General features: G+C 64.0%; 24 protein-coding genes. 13 read left to right on the forward strand and 11 right to left on the reverse strand.

What is annotated here, in order from left to right; all coding sequences use genetic code 11:
• The 4 genes from lptB to ptsN all read left to right on the forward strand — a co-directional run.
• Positions 1-813, forward strand: an 813-nt coding sequence (lptB, locus tag H8B02_RS23370; RefSeq protein ID WP_229168460.1) for an LPS export ABC transporter ATP-binding protein, incomplete at its 5' end; no start/stop codon positions are given.
• Between the two features lie 90 nt (positions 814-903).
• Positions 904-2,559: an RNA polymerase factor sigma-54 gene (gene rpoN / locus H8B02_RS23375; protein ID WP_229168461.1), complete on the forward strand. Its 1,656-nt coding sequence runs from the start codon at positions 904-906 to the stop codon at positions 2,557-2,559.
• Between the two features lie 185 nt (positions 2,560-2,744).
• Complete coding sequence (hpf, locus tag H8B02_RS23380; RefSeq protein ID WP_176534627.1) at positions 2,745-3,344, forward strand: ribosome hibernation-promoting factor, HPF/YfiA family; 600 nt, start codon at positions 2,745-2,747, stop codon at positions 3,342-3,344.
• Positions 3,345-3,575: 231 nt separating this feature from the next.
• On the forward strand, positions 3,576-4,037 hold the full coding sequence (ptsN, locus tag H8B02_RS23385) for a PTS IIA-like nitrogen regulatory protein PtsN (protein ID WP_029082506.1): 462 nt from the start codon (positions 3,576-3,578) through the stop codon (positions 4,035-4,037).
• A gap of 181 nt (positions 4,038-4,218) precedes the next feature.
• Here the strand turns inward: ptsN and H8B02_RS23390 are convergent, their stop codons facing one another.
• On the reverse strand, positions 4,219-4,857 hold the full coding sequence (locus H8B02_RS23390; RefSeq protein WP_092120837.1) for a TetR/AcrR family transcriptional regulator: 639 nt from the start codon (positions 4,855-4,857) through the stop codon (positions 4,219-4,221).
• A 332-nt stretch (positions 4,858-5,189) separates the two neighbouring features.
• Here H8B02_RS23390 and H8B02_RS23395 point away from each other — a divergent pair, with 332 nt between their 5' ends.
• The 6 genes from H8B02_RS23395 (at position 5,190) to H8B02_RS23420 (ending at position 10,184) form a co-directional block, all read left to right on the forward strand.
• Positions 5,190-5,993 carry an SDR family NAD(P)-dependent oxidoreductase gene (locus tag H8B02_RS23395; RefSeq protein WP_229168462.1) on the forward strand — a complete coding sequence of 268 codons (804 nt, stop codon included), beginning with the start codon at positions 5,190-5,192 and terminating at the stop codon, positions 5,991-5,993.
• Between the two features lie 36 nt (positions 5,994-6,029).
• Entirely contained in the window at positions 6,030-7,160 is a 1,131-nt protein-coding gene (locus H8B02_RS23400) for a DUF5938 domain-containing protein (RefSeq protein ID WP_229168463.1), read from the forward strand.
• 143 nt (positions 7,161-7,303) lie between these two features.
• Positions 7,304-8,842, forward strand: a complete 1,539-nt coding sequence (locus H8B02_RS23405; protein WP_229168464.1) for an AMP-binding protein — start codon at positions 7,304-7,306, stop codon at positions 8,840-8,842.
• Positions 8,843-9,228: 386 nt separating this feature from the next.
• The gene (locus H8B02_RS23410; protein WP_229168465.1) at positions 9,229-9,507 is read left to right on the forward strand and encodes a type VI secretion protein; all 279 of its coding nucleotides are present in this window, start codon (positions 9,229-9,231) and stop codon (positions 9,505-9,507) included.
• Positions 9,508-9,699: 192 nt separating this feature from the next.
• Positions 9,700-9,942, forward strand: coding sequence for a hypothetical protein (locus H8B02_RS23415; protein WP_229168466.1), 243 nt, complete (start codon positions 9,700-9,702; stop codon positions 9,940-9,942).
• Between the two features lie 41 nt (positions 9,943-9,983).
• Entirely contained in the window at positions 9,984-10,184 is a 201-nt protein-coding gene (locus H8B02_RS23420; RefSeq protein WP_176534632.1) for a hypothetical protein, read from the forward strand.
• A 50-nt stretch (positions 10,185-10,234) separates the two neighbouring features.
• Here H8B02_RS23420 and H8B02_RS23425 read toward each other — a convergent pair whose 3' ends face one another.
• Positions 10,235-10,792 (reverse strand): cytochrome P460 family protein, encoded by a 558-nt coding sequence (locus H8B02_RS23425; RefSeq protein WP_229168467.1) that lies wholly within the window; start codon positions 10,790-10,792, stop codon positions 10,235-10,237.
• Between the two features lie 262 nt (positions 10,793-11,054).
• On the opposite strand from H8B02_RS23425, the gene H8B02_RS23430 reads away from it, so the two are divergent.
• Both H8B02_RS23430 and H8B02_RS23435 read left to right on the forward strand, forming a co-directional pair.
• The gene (locus H8B02_RS23430; RefSeq protein ID WP_229168468.1) at positions 11,055-11,402 is read left to right on the forward strand and encodes a DUF6665 family protein; all 348 of its coding nucleotides are present in this window, start codon (positions 11,055-11,057) and stop codon (positions 11,400-11,402) included.
• A 337-nt stretch (positions 11,403-11,739) separates the two neighbouring features.
• Entirely contained in the window at positions 11,740-13,071 is a 1,332-nt protein-coding gene (locus H8B02_RS23435) for an MFS transporter (RefSeq protein ID WP_229168469.1), read from the forward strand.
• Between the two features lie 102 nt (positions 13,072-13,173).
• On the opposite strand, the gene H8B02_RS23440 is transcribed toward H8B02_RS23435, so the two are convergent.
• The 9 genes from H8B02_RS23440 to H8B02_RS23480 form a co-directional block, all read right to left on the reverse strand.
• Positions 13,174-13,440 (reverse strand): BQ00720 family protein, encoded by a 267-nt coding sequence (locus H8B02_RS23440; RefSeq protein WP_229168470.1) that lies wholly within the window; start codon positions 13,438-13,440, stop codon positions 13,174-13,176.
• A gap of 50 nt (positions 13,441-13,490) precedes the next feature.
• A complete protein-coding gene (locus H8B02_RS23445) occupies positions 13,491-13,916 on the reverse strand; it encodes an Hsp20 family protein (protein WP_092120814.1) in 426 nt (141 codons plus the stop codon).
• A gap of 74 nt (positions 13,917-13,990) precedes the next feature.
• Positions 13,991-14,128 carry a hypothetical protein gene (locus tag H8B02_RS23450; RefSeq protein ID WP_229168471.1) on the reverse strand — a complete coding sequence of 46 codons (138 nt, stop codon included), beginning with the start codon at positions 14,126-14,128 and terminating at the stop codon, positions 13,991-13,993.
• A 62-nt stretch (positions 14,129-14,190) separates the two neighbouring features.
• On the reverse strand, positions 14,191-15,273 hold the full coding sequence (locus tag H8B02_RS23455) for a sn-glycerol-3-phosphate import ATP-binding protein UgpC (protein WP_229168472.1): 1,083 nt from the start codon (positions 15,271-15,273) through the stop codon (positions 14,191-14,193).
• On the reverse strand, positions 15,273-16,121 hold the full coding sequence (ugpE, locus tag H8B02_RS23460) for a sn-glycerol-3-phosphate ABC transporter permease UgpE (protein ID WP_223971514.1): 849 nt from the start codon (positions 16,119-16,121) through the stop codon (positions 15,273-15,275). Before ugpE ends, H8B02_RS23455 begins: the two co-directional genes overlap by 1 nt.
• Positions 16,121-17,002, reverse strand: coding sequence for a sn-glycerol-3-phosphate ABC transporter permease UgpA (ugpA, locus tag H8B02_RS23465; protein ID WP_173639768.1), 882 nt, complete (start codon positions 17,000-17,002; stop codon positions 16,121-16,123). The genes ugpE and ugpA overlap by 1 nt, the downstream gene beginning before the upstream one ends.
• Before the next feature lie 62 nt (positions 17,003-17,064).
• Positions 17,065-18,381 carry a sn-glycerol-3-phosphate ABC transporter substrate-binding protein UgpB gene (ugpB, locus tag H8B02_RS23470; protein ID WP_229168473.1) on the reverse strand — a complete coding sequence of 439 codons (1,317 nt, stop codon included), beginning with the start codon at positions 18,379-18,381 and terminating at the stop codon, positions 17,065-17,067.
• 456 nt (positions 18,382-18,837) lie between these two features.
• Complete coding sequence (locus tag H8B02_RS23475; protein ID WP_229168474.1) at positions 18,838-20,043, reverse strand: CaiB/BaiF CoA transferase family protein; 1,206 nt, start codon at positions 20,041-20,043, stop codon at positions 18,838-18,840.
• 207 nt (positions 20,044-20,250) lie between these two features.
• Positions 20,251-20,676, reverse strand: a complete 426-nt coding sequence (locus tag H8B02_RS23480; protein WP_229168475.1) for an organic hydroperoxide resistance protein — start codon at positions 20,674-20,676, stop codon at positions 20,251-20,253.
• Positions 20,677-20,848: 172 nt separating this feature from the next.
• On the opposite strand from H8B02_RS23480, the gene H8B02_RS23485 reads away from it, so the two are divergent.
• A complete protein-coding gene (locus tag H8B02_RS23485; RefSeq protein ID WP_097671434.1) occupies positions 20,849-21,310 on the forward strand; it encodes a MarR family winged helix-turn-helix transcriptional regulator in 462 nt (153 codons plus the stop codon).
• Positions 21,311-21,312 lie beyond the last annotated feature (2 nt).

Here is a 21,312-nt window from a genome sequence, read left to right on the forward strand (position 1 = left end):
CCGCGATCCCAGCCCGCGGCAGCACCCGCCCCGGCGCGGGCGAGGCCGGCCAGGAACAACGCCGCCTCTGCGCCGCAGCTCATCAAGCGGCCGGGCTATCTGGCTGTGCATAGCGTGGAAAAGAGTTTTGGCAGCCGCCAGGTCGTGCGCGGCGTCAGCATCTATGTGCGCCGCGGCGAGGCGGTCGGCCTGCTCGGGCCCAACGGCGCCGGCAAGACCACCGTGTTCTACATGATCACCGGCCTGATCAAGGCCGATCGCGGCGCGATCGAGCTCGACGGCCACGACGTCACCAAGCTGCCGATGTATCAGCGCGCGCGGCTGGGCATCGGCTATCTGCCGCAGGAAGCCTCGATCTTCCGCGGCCTGACGGTCGAGCAGAACATCCGCGCGGTGCTCGAGGTCGTCGAGCCCTCGAAGAAGAAGCGCGAGCACGAGCTGGATTCGTTGCTCGACGAATTCAACATCACGCGGCTGCGCAAGAGCCCGTCGATCGCGCTGTCCGGCGGCGAGCGCCGCCGCGTCGAGATCGCGCGCGCGCTGGCGACGCGCCCGAACTACATGCTGCTCGACGAGCCGTTCGCCGGCATCGACCCGATCGCGGTCGGCGACATCCAGGACCTCGTCCGTCATCTCACCAACCGCGGCATCGGCGTGCTCATCACCGACCACAACGTCCGCGAGACGCTCGGCCTGACCGACCGTGCCTATATCGTCTATGCCGGTGAGATCTTGACTGAGGGCAGCCCGGAGGAGATCGTTAACGACCCGGATGTACGCAGGCTTTACCTTGGCGAGGAATTCCGCCTCTAGCCCAAATTTTGCATCCGTCAAGCCGTGTACATCCCAAGCGGACTAAGATAAGCAAGAATCGAGCCAATTTTTGGGATCGTTCTTGCCTCCATGGCGCTGACGCAAAGACTAGAGTTCCGCCAGTCGCAGTCGCTGGTGATGACGCCGCAGCTGATGCAGGCGATCAAGCTGCTGCAACTGTCGAACCTGGATCTGTCGGCCTTTGTCGAGGAAGAGCTGGAGCGCAATCCGCTGCTCGAGCGGGCTGCCGACGGGCCGGAACCGCCGGTGGCGGGCGAGCCGGCGATGGAGCGGCCGGACTACGGCGACTCAGACGGTTCCTCAAGCTACGGGGACGAGGGCGAGGCGTCCGACATGACCGCGAGCTCGGGCGGCGAAACCGCCTTTGAGCCCGGCCAGGAGGAATGGCTGAACCGCGACCTCGGCACCCGGGCCGAGATCGAGCAGACGCTCGATACCGGGCTCGACAACGTGTTCTCCGAAGAGCCGGCCGAAGCCGCCGCGCGCGCCGCGCAGGACGCGCCGCCGTCGGTCTATACCGAATGGGGTGGTGGCGCCTCCAGCGACGACGAATACAATCTCGAAGCCTTCGTGGCCGCTGAGCTGACGCTCGCCGACCATCTCGCTGAACAGCTCGCGGTGGCGTTCTCGGCGCCGGCGCAGCGCATGATCGGGCAGTATCTGATCGACCTGGTCGACGACGCCGGCTACCTGCCGGCCGATCTCGGCCAGGCCGCCGAGCGGCTCGGAGCCTCGCAGCGAGCGGTCGACGAGGTCGTCGCGGTGCTGCAGAAGTTCGATCCGCCGGGCGTGTGCGCGCGAAACCTGAGCGAGTGCCTGGCGATTCAGCTGCGCGAGCTCGATCGCTACGATCCGGCGATGCAGGCGCTGGTCGAGCATCTCGATCTGCTCGCCAAGCGCGACATCGCGGCCTTGCGAAAGCTGTGCGGCGTCGACGACGAAGACATCACCGACATGATCGCGGAGATCCGCCGGCTCGATCCGAAGCCGGGGCTGAAGTTCGGCACCGCGCGGACGCAGACCATGGTGCCCGACGTCTATGTGCGTCCGGGCCCCGACGGCGGCTGGCATGTCGAGCTCAACAGCGACACTCTGCCGCGCGTCCTCGTCAACCAGACCTATTACTCTGAGCTGTCGAAGACGATCCGCAAGGACGGTGACAAGTCGTACTTCACCGACTGCCTGCAGAACGCGACCTGGCTGGTCCGCGCGCTCGATCAGCGCGCCCGCACCATCCTGAAGGTCGCAACCGAAATCGTCCGTCAGCAGGACGGATTCTTCACCTATGGCGTCGCGCACTTGAGGCCGCTCAATCTGAAGGCGGTGGCGGATGCGATCCAGATGCATGAATCGACGGTGTCGCGCGTCACCGCCAACAAATACATGGCGACCAATCGCGGCAGTTTTGAATTGAAGTATTTTTTCACCGCGTCGATCGCCTCCGCCGACGGCGGCGAGGCGCATTCGGCCGAAGCGGTGCGTCACCACATCAAGCAATTGATCGACGGCGAGGCGGCGTCGGCGATCCTGTCCGACGACACGATCGTGGAACGTTTGCGCGCTTCGGGCATTGATATCGCCCGCCGCACCGTCGCGAAGTACCGCGAGGCAATGCGGATACCATCCTCGGTGCAGCGCCGCCGTGACAAACAGAGCATGCTCGGTAATGCCCTTTCGGCTCCTGCCTCCTCGCCCGACCGCTCGCGCGATACAGCCCCCGTTTAGGTTACTTCTTGAGTACGACCCCGTCCGAGTACGGGCAGGATCATGCTCTCGTTGCGTTCGCGTCAAATCGCGATAGTCTCAATCTTTCCTGGCGAAGCGTCGTCCAGCAAGGGAGGTGGCCGGAAGCCCAGCAAACATCATGCTCCTGCAAGAGTGATCGAGGCATCCAGCAATTGAGGCATCAAATGACCCTTCGAATCTCGGGAAAGAGCATCAGCATCGGCGAGGCGCTTCGCGCGCGCGTCAGCGAGCGCACCGACGAGGTCCTGCGAAAGTATTTTGATGGCAACTATTCCGGTCACATCACGCTGAGCAAGGATGGCTTCGGCTTCCGAACCGACTGCTCGCTGCATCTGGATTCCGGCATCACGCTGGAAGCCGAATCCAACGCCGCCGATGCCTATGCCAGCGCGGATGCCGCGCTCTTGATGATCGAGAAGCGCCTGCGCCGCTACAAGAGCCGGCTCAAGGACCGCTCGGCCCGTAAGACCTACACCGCGAACGCTGCGTTTGCCGAATTGAACGGCGTTGGGCTCGACGCGCCGAGCTACGTCATCGAGGCGCCCGAGAACGAGGATGAGGTCACCGAATACAGCCCGGTGATCATTGCCGAGGCAACCACTGCGCTGAAGCGGCTGTCGGTCAGCGAAGCCGTCATGGAGCTCGATCTGACCGGCGCCTCCTGCCTGGTATTCCAGCATGGCGGCAGTGGCCGGTTGAACATCATATACCGCCGTACGGACGGCAATGTCGGCTGGGTCGATCCGCCGGCGGTGAGCCCCTGAGGATATATGGCCCATGGCATTGACGTCCGAAGCCCGCCCTGCTTATGGTCCGCCGCCTCCAGCAATAAGGGGGCGGAACAGGGTTCGCAGGTGTTGGCACCGCCGATACGTTGGAGTAGAAGCCCTGCCAGCTGGACCCGGGCTAAGCCCGCATCCCACCTCAACTTCTTGACGCCGCCGCTGTAAAGCCTATTCCGCAACCTGACGGTTCATTCACCTCGGAACGTCCCAATGCCGATTACCGATTTGGTCGCACCCGAGGCGATTCTCCCGGCTTTGAAAGTCATCAGCAAGAAGCAGGCGCTGCAGGAACTCGCCGCGCGTGCATCCGCGCTGACCGGGCAGAACGAACGCGCGGTGTTCGAAGTGCTGCTGCAGCGCGAGAAGCTCGGCACCACGGCCGTCGGCTATGGCGTCGCCATTCCGCACGGCAAGCTGCCCAAGCTGGAGAAGCTGTTCGGCTTCTTCGCCCGCCTCGAGCGCCCGATCGATTTCGAGGCGATGGATGGCCAGCCGGTCGATCTGATCTTCCTGTTGCTCGCGCCGGAAGGCGCCGGTGCCGATCACCTCAAGGCGCTGGCGCGCATCGCCCGCCTGCTGCGCGACCAGGACGTCGCCAAGAAGCTGCGCGCCTCGCGCGACGCGCAGGCGATCTACTCGGTGCTCGCGCTGCCGCCGGCGAGCGCGGCGTAATCACCCAGCGCGCGATCATCATCTGAGCAGTTGTCGGCTGTTGCGCGCTTGCGCATCGGCAATATGCGTCGCAATCAGGTCCGTAGCCCGGATGGAGCGAAGCGCAATCCGGGAATCTCACCGTCGGTACGGATCCCGGATTTCGCTGCGCTCCATCGGGCTACGAGGCGCTCGCAGCGTCTCAACAGATCGTCGGCAGCAGACGGCGGACTTCGTCGAGCAGATCGGGGATCGCCTTCTCGTCGCTGGCGAGGTGCCTGAGCAGCGCGCTCTGGAACAGGCCGTCGAACAGCGCGTAGAGCGCAGCCGGAGACGATGCCGGCTTCCTGTTGCCCAACTCTGCGTAGCGCGTGGCGATGCGCCAGATCATCGCTTCCAGGCTCTTGTCGATCTCGAGCACGTCCTTGCGAAACGCGGGCTCGAACATCGCCTGCGAGCGCAGATCGTACCAGAGCCGGTGCATGCGGGCTTCGTCCTGCAACGTCGCCGCGAGCTTGGCGAGGAAGCCTTCGGTCAATTCGTCGCGGCTTCGTGCCGTCGTCACCACCTCGTCATAGCGCGTGACGCATTTCGCCTTGTAGTGACGGACGCAGCAGCAGATCAGATCGAGCTTGTCGCTGAAGTAGTAGTGAAACACGCCGTGCGTGAACGCGGAGTTCTGCGCGATCTCGCGCAGGCTGGTGCGCGCGAAGCCGAGTTCGCCGAGCGTTTCCAGCGCGGCCTCCGCAAGCTCGACGCGGCGCGCGTTGAACTTCTCGTCGCGCAGCGTCTCGGCTGCCACCGCCACGCGCTGGGCCGCTCCTGTCGCTTGCCGCGCCATCTCGTGCCTTTCCTGTCTCTTCCCTGCAGCAACTTATACCGCGCGAACCGCAGCGCACTCCATCTCTTCACAATCATCATCTTTGACACTTGTCAAATTCAGGCTTGACAAGTGTCAAGTTCCTGGACGAGGGTTGGCGCAATAATTTGGACAACCGTCAAGACGGCTGACCTAACGACATCAAGGAGGAAATGCACTGCCGGGCGCGCAAACGCTGCGCCCCGCCGACGCCTGCCGCCACCACCAATGCGCTGAGAACATGCAACCGCCGGCCCGTGCTGCCGCCGGTCGCGGCACCGATCAAAATCATCAAGCAAAGGGAGGACTACGTCATGAGTGGGAAGAGCCTTGAAGGCAGGAAAGCCCTGGTCACCGGCGGCGCCCGGGGGATTGGCGCAGCAATCGCGCAGGCGCTGGCGCGGTCCGGTGCCGCGGTCATGATCGGCGACATCCTCGACGATGCCGGCAAGGCCAGCGCCGCCGACATCGCCAAGGCCGGGGTGAAAACCGGCTTCGTCAAGCTCGACGTCACCGACGATGCGCAATGGGAACGGGCCGTCGCCGCGACGGTCGAAACCCTCGGCGGCTACGACATCCTGATCAACAATGCCGGCATCGAGATCACCTCGCTGGTCGCCGACATCAAGGCCGAGGACGCGCGCCGCATGTGCGACGTCAACATCGTCGGCACCGTGCTCGGCATGAAGCACGCCTTCCGCGCGATGCGACCGGGCGGAGCCGCGGGCAAGGGCGGCGCAGTCGTCAACATCGCCTCGGTCGCGGCGACGATCGCCTTTCCGAGCATCGCCGTCTACTCCGGCACCAAATCCGCCGTCGATCGCATGACGCGGGTCGGCGCGATGGAAGCCGGCAAGCTCGGCTATGGGGTGCGGGTGAACTGCATCTATCCCGGCCTGATCCCGACCGACATGGGCCTGCAGCTCGCCAATGACATCGTGAAGATCGGTCTTGCGCCCGACGTCAACGCCGCCGTCGGCTCGGTGGTGGAGCAGACGCCGCTCGGCAAGCTCGCCGAGGTCTCCGACATCGCCGACGCTGCGGTGTTCCTGTGCTCGAACGAGGCCCGCTTCATCACCGGCATTGGCCTGCCGGTCGATGGCGGCATGGGCATGTAGCAACAAAGCCGACAACAAGCATTTCGGAGGATCGCAATGAGCGAGAAGAAGCCCGTCATCGTCTATGGCGCTTCCGGCTACACCGGCCGGCTGGTCTGCGAATATCTGCGCGAGTACAACATCCCCTTCGTCGCCGCCGGTCGCAGCGGCGAGAAGCTCAATGCCGCGATGAAGTCGAACGTGGCCGGCATCGAGACCGCCGACTATGAGGTGGTGACGGTGCCGCACACCGTGGCCGCACTGACCGAACTGTTCAAGGGCGCCTCGGTGGTGCTCAACACCGTGGGTCCGTTCGCCAAGTTCGGCACCGAGGTGGTGCAGGCCTGCCTCGCTTCCAGATGCCACTACACCGACACGACAGGCGAGCAGGACTGGCTGATCACGCTCGAGCAGGAGTTTGGCACGAAGTTCGCCAATGCCGGCCTGCTGCTGGCGCCGGGCATCGCGCAGATGTACACCACCGGCGAGATTGCCGCGCAGTTGTGCCTGGAGACGCCCGGCCTCGACACGCTTGATATCGCCGTGTTCTGGGGCGGCAGCCCGACCATCGCCTCGACGCAGACCATCCTGGTCAACGCCGCGATGGCCAAGGCCTACTACCTGGAGCAGAACAAGTACGTCGAGCATCAGCCCGATGCCGGACTCTACAACCTCGCCATCCCCGGCCAGCACGAGCTGGCTCTGGCGCTGCCCTGGGGCGGCACCTCGCACCCGGTGTGGTTCAAGCGCGATCCGCGCGTGGCCAACGTCAAGGTGCTTGGCGGCGTGTTCAACCGCGCGCTGATGCTGGGCGTACCGCAGATCGTCGCCGCCGCGCTGGAGGCGACCAAGGACATGAAGCCCGACGAGCGCTACGCCGCGTTGGCGCAGACCGCTGCCGGCGTGATGAACACCATGCCGCCGCGCGAGAACCCGCGCGTCAACAAGTCGTTGGATTCGGTGTACGCCTCCGGTCCGCTGGGGCGCGCGCACTGCGTCATCTACGGCAACAGCAACTACAAGCAGACCGGCATGCTGCAGGCCTTTGCCGCGGCGTACCTGCTGCAGCAGCCGCCGAAGCGCGTGGGCTTCGCCTCCGCCTGCCAGGCGTTCGGCCATCACGAACTGCTCGGGCAATTGCGCAGCTTCGGCCTGGTCGGCAAGCCGGTCCTGACCGTGCACGATTGAGCTTGGGCCCCGATTGGCTCGGGGCCCAACACTCCCTTCCCTGAAGCGTTTTCGTCAAGCGGACCGGTATCCAATTTGCTCGAAAACGCTGCTTCCGCGGGTGACGCAGTCGCGCGTCACCCGCCTCCTGCGCGAGACCTGCCATGCGCTTCATCGATTATCTCGACAAGGGTGCCTCGCTCGGCGCCGATGCGCCGTGCCTCACGATGGACGGACGCGACATCAGCTATGGCGAGGTGCAGCGGCTGAGCTACCGGATCGCGCGCGGGCTCGAGCGGTCGGGCATCGCGCCCGGCGAGAAGGTCGCGATCCTGTCCGGCAACGATCCGCTCGCGTTCGCTTGCGTGTTCGGCATCTCGCGTGCGGCCGCCGTGTGGTGCCCGATCAATCCGCGCAACGAGGCGACCGAGAACAAGTTCATCCTCGACCAGTTCGATTGCAGCCTGCTGCTGTTTCATTCGAGCTTCGCGCCGATGGTCGAAGCCGTGAGGCAGAATCTGCCCAAGCTGCGCGCGCTGGTCTGCCTCGATACCGAGATGCCGTTTGCACCGTCATGCGACCGCTGGCTCAGCGGTGTCGCCGATGATGTCTATCAGCGCGAGACGATCGACGATCTCGCGATGATCCCGGGCACCGGCGGCACCACCGGCAAGCCGAAGGGCGTGATGCTCTCCGGCCGCAACATCGAGGCGATGACGGCGCTGACCCTGATGGGCTACCCGTTCAAGGGCCGTCCGATCTATCTCGCTCTGGCGCCGCTGACGCATGCCGCCGGGGTGCTTTGTTTCCCGATCATGACGCTCGGCGGCCGCGTCGTGATCATGCACCACCCTGACATCGGCGAGTACCTGGCGCTGATCGAACGCTATCGCGTCACGCATACGTTCCTGCCGCCGACCGTGATCTACATGCTGCTCGATCATCCCGGGCTCGATGCAGCCGATCTCACCTCGCTGCAATGCTTCTGGTACGGCGCGGCACCGATCTCGGCGACGCGGCTCGCCGAGGCCCTGAAGCGGATCGGGCCGATGGCGCAGCTGTTCGGCCAGACCGAGGCGCCGATGATGATCTCGATGATGGCGCCTGCGGATCATTACAATCCGGATGGATCGATCGCGATGGAACGTCTCTCGTCGGCGGGGCGGATCGGTCCGCTGGTGCAGGCCGGCATCATGGATGGCGACGGCAAGCTGTTGCCCGCGGGATCGCGCGGCGAGATCGTGGTGCGCGGCTCGCTTGTCATGGAAGGCTACTACAAGAACCCGGAGGCCACGCGTGAGGCCTCGGCGCATGGCTGGCACCACACCGGCGATATCGGCTACATCGACGGCGATGGCTACCTCTACATCGTCGACCGCGCCAAGGACATGATCATCACCGGTGGCTTCAACGTCTACTCGATCGAGGTCGAGAACGCGTTGCGCGCCCACGAGGCGGTGCAGGATTGCGCGGTGATCGGACTGCCCGACGACAAATGGGGCGAGCGCATCGTCGCCGTGGTGCAGCCGCGCGCCGGCCAGACCGTCGATGCGACGGCGCTGGCCGCGTTCGTCAAGCAGCAGGTCGGCAGCATCAAGACGCCGAAGCAGATCGAGGTCTGGGACGATCTGCCGCGTTCCAAGGTCGGCAAGGTGCTGAAGCCGGACATCCGCGCGCGCTTGACCGAGCGTTCAGGCAGCTAGGTCGGCGCTTGATGGTGACGCTGTTGACCTGACGCTGTTGCCGCATCGGGTTTAAACGCTCGCTATTCGCCGGCTTTGAGCGTAGAGTCGCGTCATCACCGCTCATCCACGGCATCCACCGGTGACTGAGGGTAACGTAGGGCTCCCGCCAACAGATGAGGAGCATACGTGTCTGGGTTTCGTCTGGCCGATTGGATCGTGCCGCCGGTGATCGTTCCCCTGTTTCTTCTGCTCCTGGTGGCCGCTGCCGCCGTCTTGCATGGATAAGGCGCCTCAACGATGAATTCGGCAGTGCCGGCGTTTGGCCACGCCAGGCCGACGCTTGATGCGACCGGCAACGCGCAAGCGCGCAGTCGGCGCACAACCAAAATCACGAAATGCTCAGTGTGATCATCGCCCGGAAAGGCACCTGTATGAAAACGCTGCTATTCGCCGCGGTTGCGGCCGGCCTGATTGCACAAGGCGCGCTCGCCGCAGAACCGGCCTGCCAAAAGATCGAAGGCACGGTCGGTCGTCTCGCCTGCTACGATGCCGCGTTCCCTCCGACGGTCAAGAAGCCTCCGGCCATCGATAGCAACGCGCCGCGATCCGAATACAAGGACCCGTTGATCGCGGAAGATGCCCGCGTTGCGGCGAAGCTGAAAAACATCTGTCGCGGCTGCTGAGATCTGCGACAGGGCGCGCACGGGAGCGGGAGACAGCGAGGGCGATCGATCGTTTCGCCATATGCGCTGACCGACACGCTTCCAGCTTCGCCGCGATCAAGACTTCCGCGCCTGTTGTGACGATAAACGCTGCGTGCGGCGTTCGCTGCCACTGGCGTCAACCGCGTCTCTTGGTAGCACAAAGGAGCCTTCATGGCCCGCGAAACGACCTACGTCGTGCAGACATTCAACGCCGGCAAGGGTGGGCATCTGAAGCCCGACTCTCCAATCGTCTGCAAGACGGCAAATGGCGCGCTGCGAACGGCAGAGCGCCTGGCGTTGAGCAAGCTCGCCGTCGTTGCATTCTCGTCCACCGGCGACCCCGAAATGGGCGACTATGATGATGGGCCCATGGTCTTCTTTCGGAAGGGTGAGCTTCCGGGCAATTTCGGCTGACTTCCTGTTGCGAGTGAGCAGGTATGTACGGGAGGACCCAGATGAGTGAGCGACTTGAAACACTGAAGAAGGCCCGCGATCGCATGATCGAGGACAGGGACGCGCATGCGAAAGTGCTGGCCGCTCCGTTCGATCGTGACAAGGCGGAGCGGGCCCGCAGCAAGTTCGTCGAGGTTCAGGCGCTGGTCGAAGCCCTGGACCGCGCCATCAGCGCGGAGGCCTCCGTTTCAGCAAGGGACTGAAGCCGGAAACCGCGCGCGGCTAACGGAGCGCCAGCTCGCGCGATCGGCGTTCACCTCTTGCCGTATTCGGTGAAAACGTAATCGCGGTTTTGCACCACGGTGTGGCAGGCATAGCCGCACTTCGCGTCGTTCTCCTGTGGCGGATTGTCCGCCGTGGTGGCCGGCCTGAACACATCCGACGCCGCGTCATACTCGAACGCGCCGTATCCCCATCCGCCGCTATCCGCGAACCGCTTGCTGTCCTTCAGCATGAAGTCGACGTCGTGTTGGGCGCCCGGCACCGTCGGCTGACCGGGATACGCTTCCTGCTTTTTCGGGATCCAATGGATCTTCGCCATCCTGGCGCCGTCCGGGAACGGCTTGCCATTGCCGGGCACGCCCTCGCGGTAGGCGCCGATCATCGCGGGATTGCCCAGGATCACGGCGATGACGCCTTCGTTCTCGCTGATCGCGATCACCGGCCAGTCCTCGTATCCCCTGAACTCGGAGAATGCGAGCCCACCGGGCACTTGCAGACTGTATTTGTCCTGCGCGGAAATCGCGACGCCGGTCGCGAGGACGGAAATCGACACCGAAGCCACGAGATTGATCAGCGAGCTCTTCTGCATGGTCGCATCTCCCTCAATCGATTTGGCGGCGGATCATCTCTTGCTGGAAATTCCTCTTATTGCGTTGCCTTCTCCGAGGCTCAGGACTGCGCGGACCGTTGGTCAAGGGAACGAATTACAGCATGGAATGGCGCGGAGCGAAATGGGGCCGCTGCCATAGTCCGCGGCCCGAAGCACCGGCGTGAGCGCCTATTGACAACCGTCCCATCGCGCCAGAAGACTCAGGGCGCATCGTCGTGCATGCGACCCTAGGGGATAACCGATGTCCCTCGACTTTCGCTTCCATCGCACTCCCATCGACGTTCTCGCTTACGAGCTCGCCGAGGAGAAAGCTTCGGCACTCGGACGGATGGGCCGCGCGCTGGAACAGGCTCTCGCCAAGCTGCGCGAGTTCGATGCAGCCCATCGGCGCGGTGAAGCACCGGCATCCGCCCAACAGGCGCGGCGCATCCTGGTGCGGGAAGCCGGCCATGCGCTCTGGATGTTCGTGGTGCAGCGGGAAGCTTGCGGCATGCGCGACAGCCGCGCGATCATGCGCACCTACAGCGTGCCCGGCGAGGTGCAGCACTGCATGGGGCCGCTGCTCGGCGCATCGACCGCATCGCCATAAAGGCGCGGACCGCCGCCGCGCTGCAGCAGTGGTCGACGAGAAGTCCGACGGCGGGTGCCACAGACCAAGGTCGAATTTACCGGGCGGACCGAAGGACTAGATTTCGGAGTGCAAGACCGTGTCATGAAGGGATGTCGTACTCCCGCGATGGCGATCGGTTAGGCCGCGCGCGATCCAGGACCGGCTTCCTTTAGGCCTGCATGGGCACGCCCCGCGCATTTGCGGCCCTGCCCCAACCAAACAAACAATCGGTCATCGATACCACCGTCCACTGCCGTGGACGGGGGACGAAACGCATTCCAGATGGCTCGAACATGTCGGGCCAGGGAGATGTACAATGACGACATTGGACATTGCAGTCGCCCCGCTCCCGGAAGCCGAGCATCATGCGCAATTGCGTCGCGCATTGATTGCCAGCACGGTAGGCACCACCATCGAATGGTACGACTTTCTGCTCTACAGCACGGTGACCGGCCTGGTCTTCGGCAAGCTGTTCTTTCCCAAGTCCGATCCCCTGGTTGGCGTGCTGGAGGCATTCGCCATCTACACGGTGGGCTTCATCGCGCGGCCGATCGGTGCCGCGATCTTCGGCCACTATGGCGATCGCATCGGCCGCAAGGCGACGCTGATCGCGACACTGCTGTTGACCGGGATCGCCACCGCGGCGGTCGGCCTCGTCCCCACCTATGACCAGATCGGCATCTGGGGTGCCGTCATCCTGACCGTCATCCGCTTCATCCAGGGTGTGGGCGTCGGCGGTGAGTGGGGTGGCTCGGTGCTGCTCTCGATGGAGTGGGCGCGAACCAACCAGCACCGCGGCTTCATCACCTCATGGCCGCAGCTCGGCGGTCCCGCCGGGTTGCTGCTGGCAAATGTCGCGGTGCTGGTGTTCAGCCGAATCTCCGGCGACCAGTTCCTGGTCTGGGGCTGGCGCATCCCGTTCCTGCTCAGCCTCGTGATGATCGCGATCGGGCTCTACATCCGGCTCGGCATCATGGAGACGCCGACGTTCCGGCGGATCGTGGCCGAGAATCGCGTCGCGCGAGTCCCGGTGATCGAGGTGATCAAGCGCCAGCCGCGGTCGATCATTCTCGCGGCGCTGGCGCGGATGGCCGAACAGGCGCCGGCCTACATCTATCTCGCCTTTGTGTTCGCCTACGGCACCCAGGTCATCCATCAAGACCGCGACTTCCTGCTGATCTGCCTGATCTGTGCCGGCCTCGTCTCGCTCGTTACCATCCCGCTGGCCGGGCACCTGTCGGATCGCATCGGGCGCAAGCGGATGTATCTGATCGGCTCGGTCCTGACCGGGCTGTTCGGCTTCGCCTATTTCGGCCTGCTGAACACGGCGGCGCCGGCGCTGATCTTTATCGCCATCGTGCTGTCATTCGTGCCGCACGACCTGATGTATGGTCCGCAAGCGGCGCTGATCGCCGAATGCTTCACGCCGCGGCTGCGCTACAGCGGCTGTTCGATCGGCTACCAGCTCTCCTCGGTCATATCAGGCGGACCGGCACCGTTGATCGCCACCGCGCTGCTGGCCGCCACCGGCTCCGGCTACGTGATCGCGCTTTACATCCTGTTCTGCGCGGTGGTCAGCATTGTCGCGACCGCCATGATGCCCGACTACACCAACAAGGACATTTCCGAGGAGCACGACAGGCCCTGATCGAATGATCCAAACGAGGTCCGCAAAAAAAGCGCGGGCCGCCTCGATCGGTGTCGAGGCATGCCCGCGCATTGAACTCGCGGATGCTGGATCAGCCGTGCGCTAGTGCACGCTGACGGCCTGCAGCTCGTTGCTCCAGGCGTTCGCGATCGCGGCTTCGCGGCTGTCCGTCAGCATGATCGGCGTGCCGTCGGCGGCATGCAGTGCGAACAGCTTGAGGCCCGGCGCGATCTTCGGCGCCTGCGGAAAGAGATCCGGCACGTCCTCGGAACGGACCTGCTTCACATAGGCGATATGGCCCTCGCCCAGATGGGCCAGCGCTTCCGGCGTGACGCTCTCGGATTGGAAGATGGTATTCGCTTCACTCATGGTCTCGACTCCTCAGTCAGATAAGCGGTCGAGTCCGCTCGTTGTTTCTATTATTCGTGTTCATTGATAGCGATTGTCTTAACGACCCGTTCAGGTTCTGGCCTAGCCAGGTCGATCGACAACAACCCGTTCTTCAGATCCGCGCCCAGCACCTGCATCCCCTCCGCCAGCACGAAGGTGCGCTGGAAGTGGCGCGCGGCGATGCCGCGATGGATGTATTGCCGAGCCTTGTCGTCCTGCTGGCGGCCGCGGATGACGAGCTGATTTTCCTCAATAGTTACATCGAGTTGGTCGCGGGTGAAGCCCGCCACCGCCAACGTGATGCGCAACCGCTCGGGCTGCCCGTTGGTACGGTCGCACCGCTCGATATTGTACGGAGGATAGCCGTCAGCGCCCTTCACGACGCGGTCGAGCGCTCGCTCGATCTCGTCGAATCCCAGAAGGAACGGACTGGACAACGAAGGAACACGAGACATTACAAAGTCCTCTCGAAGCGACTTTGAGGGGCCCTTGCGGCACCCCATGCAACCGGCGGGCCGCTGCCCGTCGGTCACCAGCCAATATGGGAGTGATCTGGATAGCGTTCAAGCGCCTCTGAAACCAGCGTAAATGCCGCCTGGAGCATATCGGTTCTGATCAAATCAGGACCGATATGCTCCACTTTTTGTTTTGGGCGTGTTTTCTTCACGCGAACCGGTGTCCACTTCGCTCGAAAACGGGCCAGGATTGCCCCCAATCGTTCCGGATCGGTTACGGGCCGACGCGCTTGCGGCCGTCAGCGGTAAAGAGATGCAGTTTGTCGCGCGGCGCGACCGCCCGGATCTGCTCGCCGATCGCAGGCCCAGTGGCGCCGGGAATCCGGACGATCACTTCGCCGGGCGGCAGCTCGCCCGGATTGGCGGCGATGGCCCGTTCCTCGCGCTGGCGGCTGCCATAGACGAAGGTCTCGGCGCCGACATGCTCGATCGCCTCGACCGTCAGGCCGAGCGCGACGCCGCCGGATGCGGTCTCGCCCGTGATCACGAAATCCTCCGGCCTGATGCCGACAATGCCGGCGCCATCGGCGCCCGCGATCTGGGAGGTCAGCTCGTCCGAGCGCAGCGGCATCAGGTTCATCGGCGGGGCGCCGATGAAGGAGGCGACGAAGGTGGTCGCCGGCTTCTGGTAGATTTCCAGGGGATTGCCGATCTGCTCGACCTGGCCGCCATTCATGACCACGAGGATGTCGGCGAGCGTCATGGCCTCGAGCTGGTCGTGGGTGACGTAGATCGAAGTGGTGTTGAGCCGGCGCTGCAGCTTGCGGATCTCGACCCGCATCGCGATGCGCAGCTTGGCGTCGAGGTTCGACAGCGGCTCGTCGAACAGGAAGACTTTCGGCTGGCGCACGATGGCACGGCCCATCGCGACGCGCTGGCGCTGGCCGCCGGACAGCTGGCGCGGCTTGCGCTCCAGCATCGGCGAAAGCTCGAGGACGCGCGCGGCCTCCTCGACGCGGGTCTTGACCTCGGCTTCGGCCATGCCGCGGTTGCGCAGGCCGTAGGCCATGTTGTTGTAGACGCTCATATGCGGATAGAGCGCGTAGTTCTGGAACACCATCGCGATGTCGCGATCGGCAGGCTCGATCTGGTTGACGACGCGGCCGCCGATGTCGATCTCGCCGCCGGTGATGGTCTCGAGCCCCGCGACCATGCGCAGTAGCGTGGACTTGCCGCAGCCGCTTGGACCGACCAGCACGCAGAACTGGCCGTCGCCGACGTCGACATCGACGCCCTTGATGGCCTCGAAGCCGCCGGGATAGGTCTTGCGGACGCTGCGCAGCGTGACGTTAGCCATTACTTTTCCGTCTCCACCAATCCGCGCACGAACAGTTTCTGCATCACGACGACGACGAACACCGGCGGCAGCATCGCGAGCAGCGCGGTCGCCATCACCACGGGCCATTCGGTCAGCGCATCCGTCGTGGTGATCATCTTGCGGATGCCGACCTGGATGGTCTGCATGTCGTCGCGCGTGGTGATCAAAAGCGGCCAGAGATACTGATTCCAGCCGAGGATGAAGAGGATCACGAACAGCGCGGCCATGTTGGTACGCGACAGCGGCAGCAGCGTATCCCAGAAGAAGCGGAACGGGCCCGCACCGTCGATGCGCGAGGCCTCCAGCAACTCGTCCGGCACGGTCATGAAGAACTGCCGGAACAGCAGCGTCGCGGTGGCTGACGCAATCAGCGGCAGCGACAGGCCGGCATAGCTGTCGAGCAGATGCAGATCGGCGACGATCTTGTAGGTCGGATAGATGCGCACCTCGACCGGCAGCATCAAGGTGATGAAGATGATCCAGAAGATCGCCATCCGGAACGGAAATCGGAAATAGACGATCGCGTAGGCCGAGATGATCGAGATCGCGATTTTGCCGACCGCGATCAGGAGCGCCATGATCAGCGAGTTCAGCATCATGTTGAGCACCGGCTCGCGGGTCGAGCCGCTCGTGCCGACAAACAGCGTCTGGTAGTAGGTCTCGAAAAAATGGCCGCCGGGCAACAGCGACATCTGGCCGTTGGCGATGACGGCATTGTCTTGGGTCGAGGCGACGATCGCCAGATAGACCGGGAAGGCGACGATCGCGATTCCGATCCACAGGATGGCGTGAGCCAGATAGCGCTGGAAGCCTTCCTCCTCGACCATCAGTAGGTCACCTTGCGTTCGACGAAGCGGAACTGGATTCCCGTCAGCACGACGACGATGACCATCAGGATGACCGACTGTGCCGCGGAGGAGCCGAGATTGCCGCCGAGCAGGCCATCCGTATAGACCTTGTAGACCAGCGTCTCGGTCGCCTTGCCGGGGCCGCCGCGGGTCATCGTGTCGATGATGCCGAAGGTGTCGAAGAAGGCGTAGACGATGTTGATCACCAAGAGAAAGAAGATGGTCGGCGACAGCAGCGGGAAGATCACGGTCCAGAACCGCCGCATCGGGCGGGCGCCGTCGATCGCGGCGGCCTCGATCACGCTCTTCGGGATGCTCTGCAGCCCGGCGAGGAAGAACAGGAAATTGTAGGAGATCTGTTTCCAGGCCGCGGCGAGGATGATCAGGGCGGCCGCCTGGTCGCCGTCGAGCAGCGGATTCCAGTCGACGCCCATCGCGCGCAGATAGCGCGACAGCACGCCGAGCGAGGGATGCAGCATGAACACCCAGAGCACGCCGACGACCGGCGGTGCGACCGCGTAGGGCCAGATCAGCAGCGTGCGGTACAGCGTCGAGCCGCGCAGCGGCTTGTCGGCCATGACCGCGAGCAGCAGCGCGAACGACAGCGAGGAGACCGCGATCGCGAACGAGAACGCGAAGGTTCGGACGATCGCCGCGAAATAGGCCGGGTCCTTGAACAATTCGAGATAGTTCTCGAACCACACGAAGGTGGTCGAAAGGCCGAAGGCGTCCTGCAGCAGGAAGGATTGGATCACCGCCTGCGCGGCCGGCCAGTAAAAAAAGATCAGGACGATCGCGAGTTGCGGGGCAACCAGCGCGTAAGGCAACAGCTTTGACTGGAAAATCGCTTGCTTTTGCATGATCTCGGCAAAATGGCAGGCCGCGTTTGCGGCCTGCCGGTTGATGGCCTCAAGGCATCATGTCAGTGGACGGCGGTCTTTTCAAACTGCCGCAGCATCTGGTTGCCGCGTTCGACGGCCGAGTCCAGCGCCTGCTTGGCGGTCTTCTTGCCGGCCAGCGCCTGCTCGATCTCCTCCGACCACATGTCGCGGAGCTGCACCATGTTGCCGAGGCGCAGACCGCGGGAATTCTCGGTCGGCTCCTTGTTGGTGAGTTCGAGCAGCGGGGTCTCCAGATAGGGCTGGTCCTTGTAGAAGCCCTCTTCCTTGGCCTTGGCGTAGGCTGCCTTGGTGATCGGCAGATAGCCCGAGGCCTTGTGGATCCAGATCTGGCGGTCAGTGTCCGAGAGGAAGGTCAGGAACTTGGCCACGCCCTTGTATTCCTCGGCCGACTTGCCGCCCATCACCCAGAGCGAGGCGCCGCCGATGATCGAGTTCTGCGGTGCGCCCTTGGCGTCGGGATAATAGGGCATCGGCGCGGCGGTGAAGTTGAACTTGGCCTGCGCCTTGACGTTGCCGAAGAAGGCCGACGAGGTCAGGTAGATCGGGCACTCGCCCGCGGTGAAGCGGCCTTCGCCGGTGTTGGTGCGGCCGGCATAGTCGTAGGTCTTGTCCTTCTGCAGCTCGACCAGGTTCTCGAGATGCTTGACCTGCAGCGGGCCGTTGAATTCGAGCACGGTGTCGAAGCCATCGAGGCCGTTGGCCTTGCTGGCGAGCGGCACGTTGTGCCAGGCCGAGAGCTGCTCGAGATTGACCCAGGTGACCCACGAGCCGGAGAAGCCGCAGGTGGTGTAGCCGGCCGCCTTCAGTTTCTTGGCGTCCTCGAACACTTGCGGCCAGGTCTTCGGAATCTCCGCGATGTTGGCCTTCTTCAGCGCATCGAGATTGACCCACATCACGGTCGACGACGAGTTGAAGGGGAACGACAGCATCTCGCCCTTCGAGGTCGAGTAGTAGCCGGTGATCGCGGGCAGATAGACGCTCGGATCGAACTTCTCGCCGGCGTCGGCCATCAGCTTGTAGACCGGTTTGACGGCGCCGGTGGCGGCCATCATCGTTGCGGTGCCGACCTCGAACACCTGCATGATGTGCGGCGCGTTGCCGGCGCGGAATGCGGCGATGCCGGCGTTCATGGTGTCGGCGTAGCCGCCCTTGTAAGTCGGGATCACCTTGTAGTCGGACTGCGAGGTGTTGAAGTCGTTGGCCAGCTTGACAATGACGTCGTTGTTGGCGCCGGTCATCGCGTGCCACCACTGAATCTCCGTCACCGCGAACGCAGGCGACGCGAATACAAGCGTGGCAGCGGCTGCCGCAGCAGCGCCGAGTCGTCTGAAAATCATCAAAAGCCCCTCCGGTTGGAACACCATCTTTCGTTGGGCGCGTTATCAGCGCCGGATGACGTTCAAATGACCGTATAAACGAAAGCCATGGTACGGGGGAAGCCGAAGCGAAGGGAAGCGCGAAAAAAGGCGGAGAACGCAGCCGCGTGCGTGCGGTGCAACGCCGGACGCGACGTTGCACCGCAGGGGCTGACGGTTCTCGAAGGCACGGACTCCGCATCACCCCGCGTGCGGGGAGAGGCGTAGGCCGCCTTCGGCGGCCGTTCTCAAGAACGCCGAAGCGGAGCTTCGGCTATGACGCATCGTTAGATGCGTTCGGGTGAGGGGGATTCTCCGCAAACGCCGCTACTGTCGTATGCGCGGAGACAGCCCCTCACCCCAAACCTCTCCCCGTAAGAACGGGGCGAGGGAGTGCGCCGCCATCGCGGTCGCTATTCGACGTGATCTCCTGACGCGTTAGCGCTTGCGCTGGGGACCGCAGACCATGCCCTTGTCGACCAGGCCGTTGATCTCATCCTTGGAGTAGCCGAACTCACCGAGTACTTCCGCAGCGTGCTGGCTGAACTTCGGTGGCGCGCGGCGCAGGCTCGGCTTGGTGCGTTCGAGGCGGATCGGCGAGGCGACGCCCTTGTACCAATCCTTCTCGATGACGTCGCCGCGATGGATCGTGTGCGGGTTGGTCAGCGCCTGGTCGATCTTCTGCACGGGGCCGGCCGGCAAGCCGGCGGCGAGCAGCCGGTTGCACAGCGGTTCGGCCTCGTGCTGGCTGAACACTGCGGCAAGCTCGGCCCGGAGCGCATCGCGGTTGGCGATGCGGTCCTTGTTGCGGGCAAAGCGCGGATCGGTGCCGAGCTCCGGCTTGCCGATCTCCTTGGCGAGCTTGCGGAAGGTGCCGTCATTGCCGACGCCGATGAAGATGTTGTCGGTCTTGGTCGGGAAGATCGCGTAGGGAACGAGGTTCGGATGCTCGTTGCCGGTGAGCGACGGCGGCTTGCCATGCATGAAATAGTTCGCGGTGTGCGGATGCATGATCGCAAGCCCGGTCTCATACAGCGTGGTCTCGATGAACTGGCCGAGCCCCGAGCGCTGCCGCTCCGACAGCGCCATCAGGATGCCGATCGCCGCATAAAGCCCGGTCGTGATGTCGACCAGCGGCACGCCGATGCGCATCGGGCCGCTTTCCGGCGAGCCGGTCGCCGCGATCATGCCGGTCATCGCCTGGATGATCGCGTCATAGCCGGGATTGCCGCCGCGCGGGCCGTCGGCGCCGAAGCCGGAGATCCGGCAATGCACGAGGCGCGGAAATTTTGCGCGCAGCACGTCGTTGCCGATGCCCCATTTGTCGAGCGTGCCCGGCTTGAAATTCTCGATCAGCACGTCGGCGGTCTCGAGCATCTTCATCAGCACCGCGCGGCCGCCCTCGGAGGCGAGGTCGAGGCCGATCGAGCGCTTGTTGCGGTTGATGCCGACGAAATAGGCCGCGTCCTCCTCATGGAAGGGAGGGCCCCAATCGCGCACCTCGTCGCCGGCGGGCGGCTCGACCTTGATCACGTCGGCGCCGTGGTCGGCAAGGATCTGGGTGCAATACGGGCCGCCGAGCACGCGCGTCAGATCGATCACGCGCAGTCCGGTCATCGCGCCCGTAGCCGCTGGGGTATTCATGGAAACAACCTTCGCTCAGTTGGGACTAGAAGACGAGGTCCCAGAGCTAACGGTCTTCAGGCGCGGCAGCAATGCTTCCGTCGGCGCAGGCCCATGCAGCAGGCGGCGCGTCCGTTCGCCAAGCGAACTGGCATCTAAGATGCAACGCTCTCTTGAAATCCAATAGTCCGCCACGCAGGACGTGGCGGACTATTGGCAGTCGGTGAGCTAGACGACGCTCAGCTTGACGTCGACATTGCCGCGGGTCGCGTTGGAATAGGGGCACACCTGGTGCGCCTTCTCGACCAGCGCTTCGGCGTCAGTGCGGGACAGGCCGGGCAGCGAGACGGCGAGATCGACGGCGAGGCCGAAGCCGCCTTCCGATCGCGGGCCGATGCCGACCGTCGAGGTCACCGCGGCGTCGGCGGGAACCTTGGGGCCGCCCTGCGAGGCCACGAACTTCATGGCGCCGATGAAGCAGGCGGCATAGCCGGCTGCGAACAGCTGCTCCGGATTGTTGCCGGCGCCACCGCCGCCACCGAGCTCCTTCGGGGTCGTGAGCTTGACGTCGAGCGCGCCGTCGAGCGTTGCCGCATGGCCGTCGCGGCCGCCGGTCGCCTTGGCGCTGGTCTTGTAGAGCACGTTCACAGACATCGTGGTCTCCCTTGGGTTTGGACTTCAGCTTGAATTCAACGAGCCATATATTGCATCCAATTAGATTGTGCGCAATATAAATTATGCGGCCTCACATTTAATTGTTCGCAATTGAATCCGCGGTCCTGTGGGCCCAGAATGACCCGGAAACGAGATGGATTCGATGGGAATCATGGTCAGGAAACAGACGGCGGCGGATCAGGCGCTGCGGCTCGATAACCAGATCTGCTTTGCGGTCTATTCGACCGCGCACGCCTTCAACCGCGTCTACAAGCCGCTGCTCGACCGGCTCGGGCTGACCTATCCGCAGTATCTGGTGATGCTGGCGCTGTGGGAGCGCGACGACGTGCCGGTGAAGGACCTCGGCGAGCGGCTGTTCCTGGATTCCGGCACGCTGACGCCGCTGCTGAAACGGCTCGAAGCGGCGGAGCTGATCCGGCGGACCCGCAGCACCGAAGACGAGCGGGTCGTGCTGATCGCGCTGACGCCGCAGGGCCACGCACTGCGCGAAAAGGCCAAGGCCGTTCCGCAGTCGATCCTCGCAGCCTCCGACTGCACGGTTGGCGAGTTGATGGCGATGAAGGATGAGATCGTCGCGCTGCGCGACCGGCTCAATGCGGTGCTGGGGGAGTAGGG

Source organism: Bradyrhizobium altum (genome assembly GCF_020889705.1).
Classification (GTDB): domain Bacteria; phylum Pseudomonadota; class Alphaproteobacteria; order Rhizobiales; family Xanthobacteraceae; genus Bradyrhizobium; species Bradyrhizobium altum.

Coding starts and splice junctions, on each gene's coding strand:
- rpoN (WP_229168461.1), top strand. CDS start 904: ATGGCGCTGACGCAAAGACTAGAGTTCCGCCAGTCGCAGTCGCTGGTG.
- hpf (WP_176534627.1), top strand. CDS start 2,745: ATGACCCTTCGAATCTCGGGAAAGAGCATCAGCATCGGCGAGGCGCTT.
- ptsN (WP_029082506.1), top strand. CDS start 3,576: ATGCCGATTACCGATTTGGTCGCACCCGAGGCGATTCTCCCGGCTTTG.
- H8B02_RS23390 (WP_092120837.1), bottom strand. CDS start 4,857: ATGGCGCGGCAAGCGACAGGAGCGGCCCAGCGCGTGGCGGTGGCAGCC.
- H8B02_RS23395 (WP_229168462.1), top strand. CDS start 5,190: ATGAGTGGGAAGAGCCTTGAAGGCAGGAAAGCCCTGGTCACCGGCGGC.
- H8B02_RS23400 (WP_229168463.1), top strand. CDS start 6,030: ATGAGCGAGAAGAAGCCCGTCATCGTCTATGGCGCTTCCGGCTACACC.
- H8B02_RS23405 (WP_229168464.1), top strand. CDS start 7,304: ATGCGCTTCATCGATTATCTCGACAAGGGTGCCTCGCTCGGCGCCGAT.
- H8B02_RS23415 (WP_229168466.1), top strand. CDS start 9,700: ATGGCCCGCGAAACGACCTACGTCGTGCAGACATTCAACGCCGGCAAG.
- H8B02_RS23420 (WP_176534632.1), top strand. CDS start 9,984: ATGAGTGAGCGACTTGAAACACTGAAGAAGGCCCGCGATCGCATGATC.
- H8B02_RS23425 (WP_229168467.1), bottom strand. CDS start 10,792: ATGCAGAAGAGCTCGCTGATCAATCTCGTGGCTTCGGTGTCGATTTCC.
- H8B02_RS23430 (WP_229168468.1), top strand. CDS start 11,055: ATGTCCCTCGACTTTCGCTTCCATCGCACTCCCATCGACGTTCTCGCT.
- H8B02_RS23435 (WP_229168469.1), top strand. CDS start 11,740: ATGACGACATTGGACATTGCAGTCGCCCCGCTCCCGGAAGCCGAGCAT.
- H8B02_RS23440 (WP_229168470.1), bottom strand. CDS start 13,440: ATGAGTGAAGCGAATACCATCTTCCAATCCGAGAGCGTCACGCCGGAA.
- H8B02_RS23445 (WP_092120814.1), bottom strand. CDS start 13,916: ATGTCTCGTGTTCCTTCGTTGTCCAGTCCGTTCCTTCTGGGATTCGAC.
- H8B02_RS23455 (WP_229168472.1), bottom strand. CDS start 15,273: ATGGCTAACGTCACGCTGCGCAGCGTCCGCAAGACCTATCCCGGCGGC.
- ugpE (WP_223971514.1), bottom strand. CDS start 16,121: ATGGTCGAGGAGGAAGGCTTCCAGCGCTATCTGGCTCACGCCATCCTG.
- ugpA (WP_173639768.1), bottom strand. CDS start 17,002: ATGCAAAAGCAAGCGATTTTCCAGTCAAAGCTGTTGCCTTACGCGCTG.
- ugpB (WP_229168473.1), bottom strand. CDS start 18,381: ATGATTTTCAGACGACTCGGCGCTGCTGCGGCAGCCGCTGCCACGCTT.
- H8B02_RS23475 (WP_229168474.1), bottom strand. CDS start 20,043: ATGAATACCCCAGCGGCTACGGGCGCGATGACCGGACTGCGCGTGATC.
- H8B02_RS23480 (WP_229168475.1), bottom strand. CDS start 20,676: ATGTCTGTGAACGTGCTCTACAAGACCAGCGCCAAGGCGACCGGCGGC.
- H8B02_RS23485 (WP_097671434.1), top strand. CDS start 20,849: ATGGTCAGGAAACAGACGGCGGCGGATCAGGCGCTGCGGCTCGATAAC.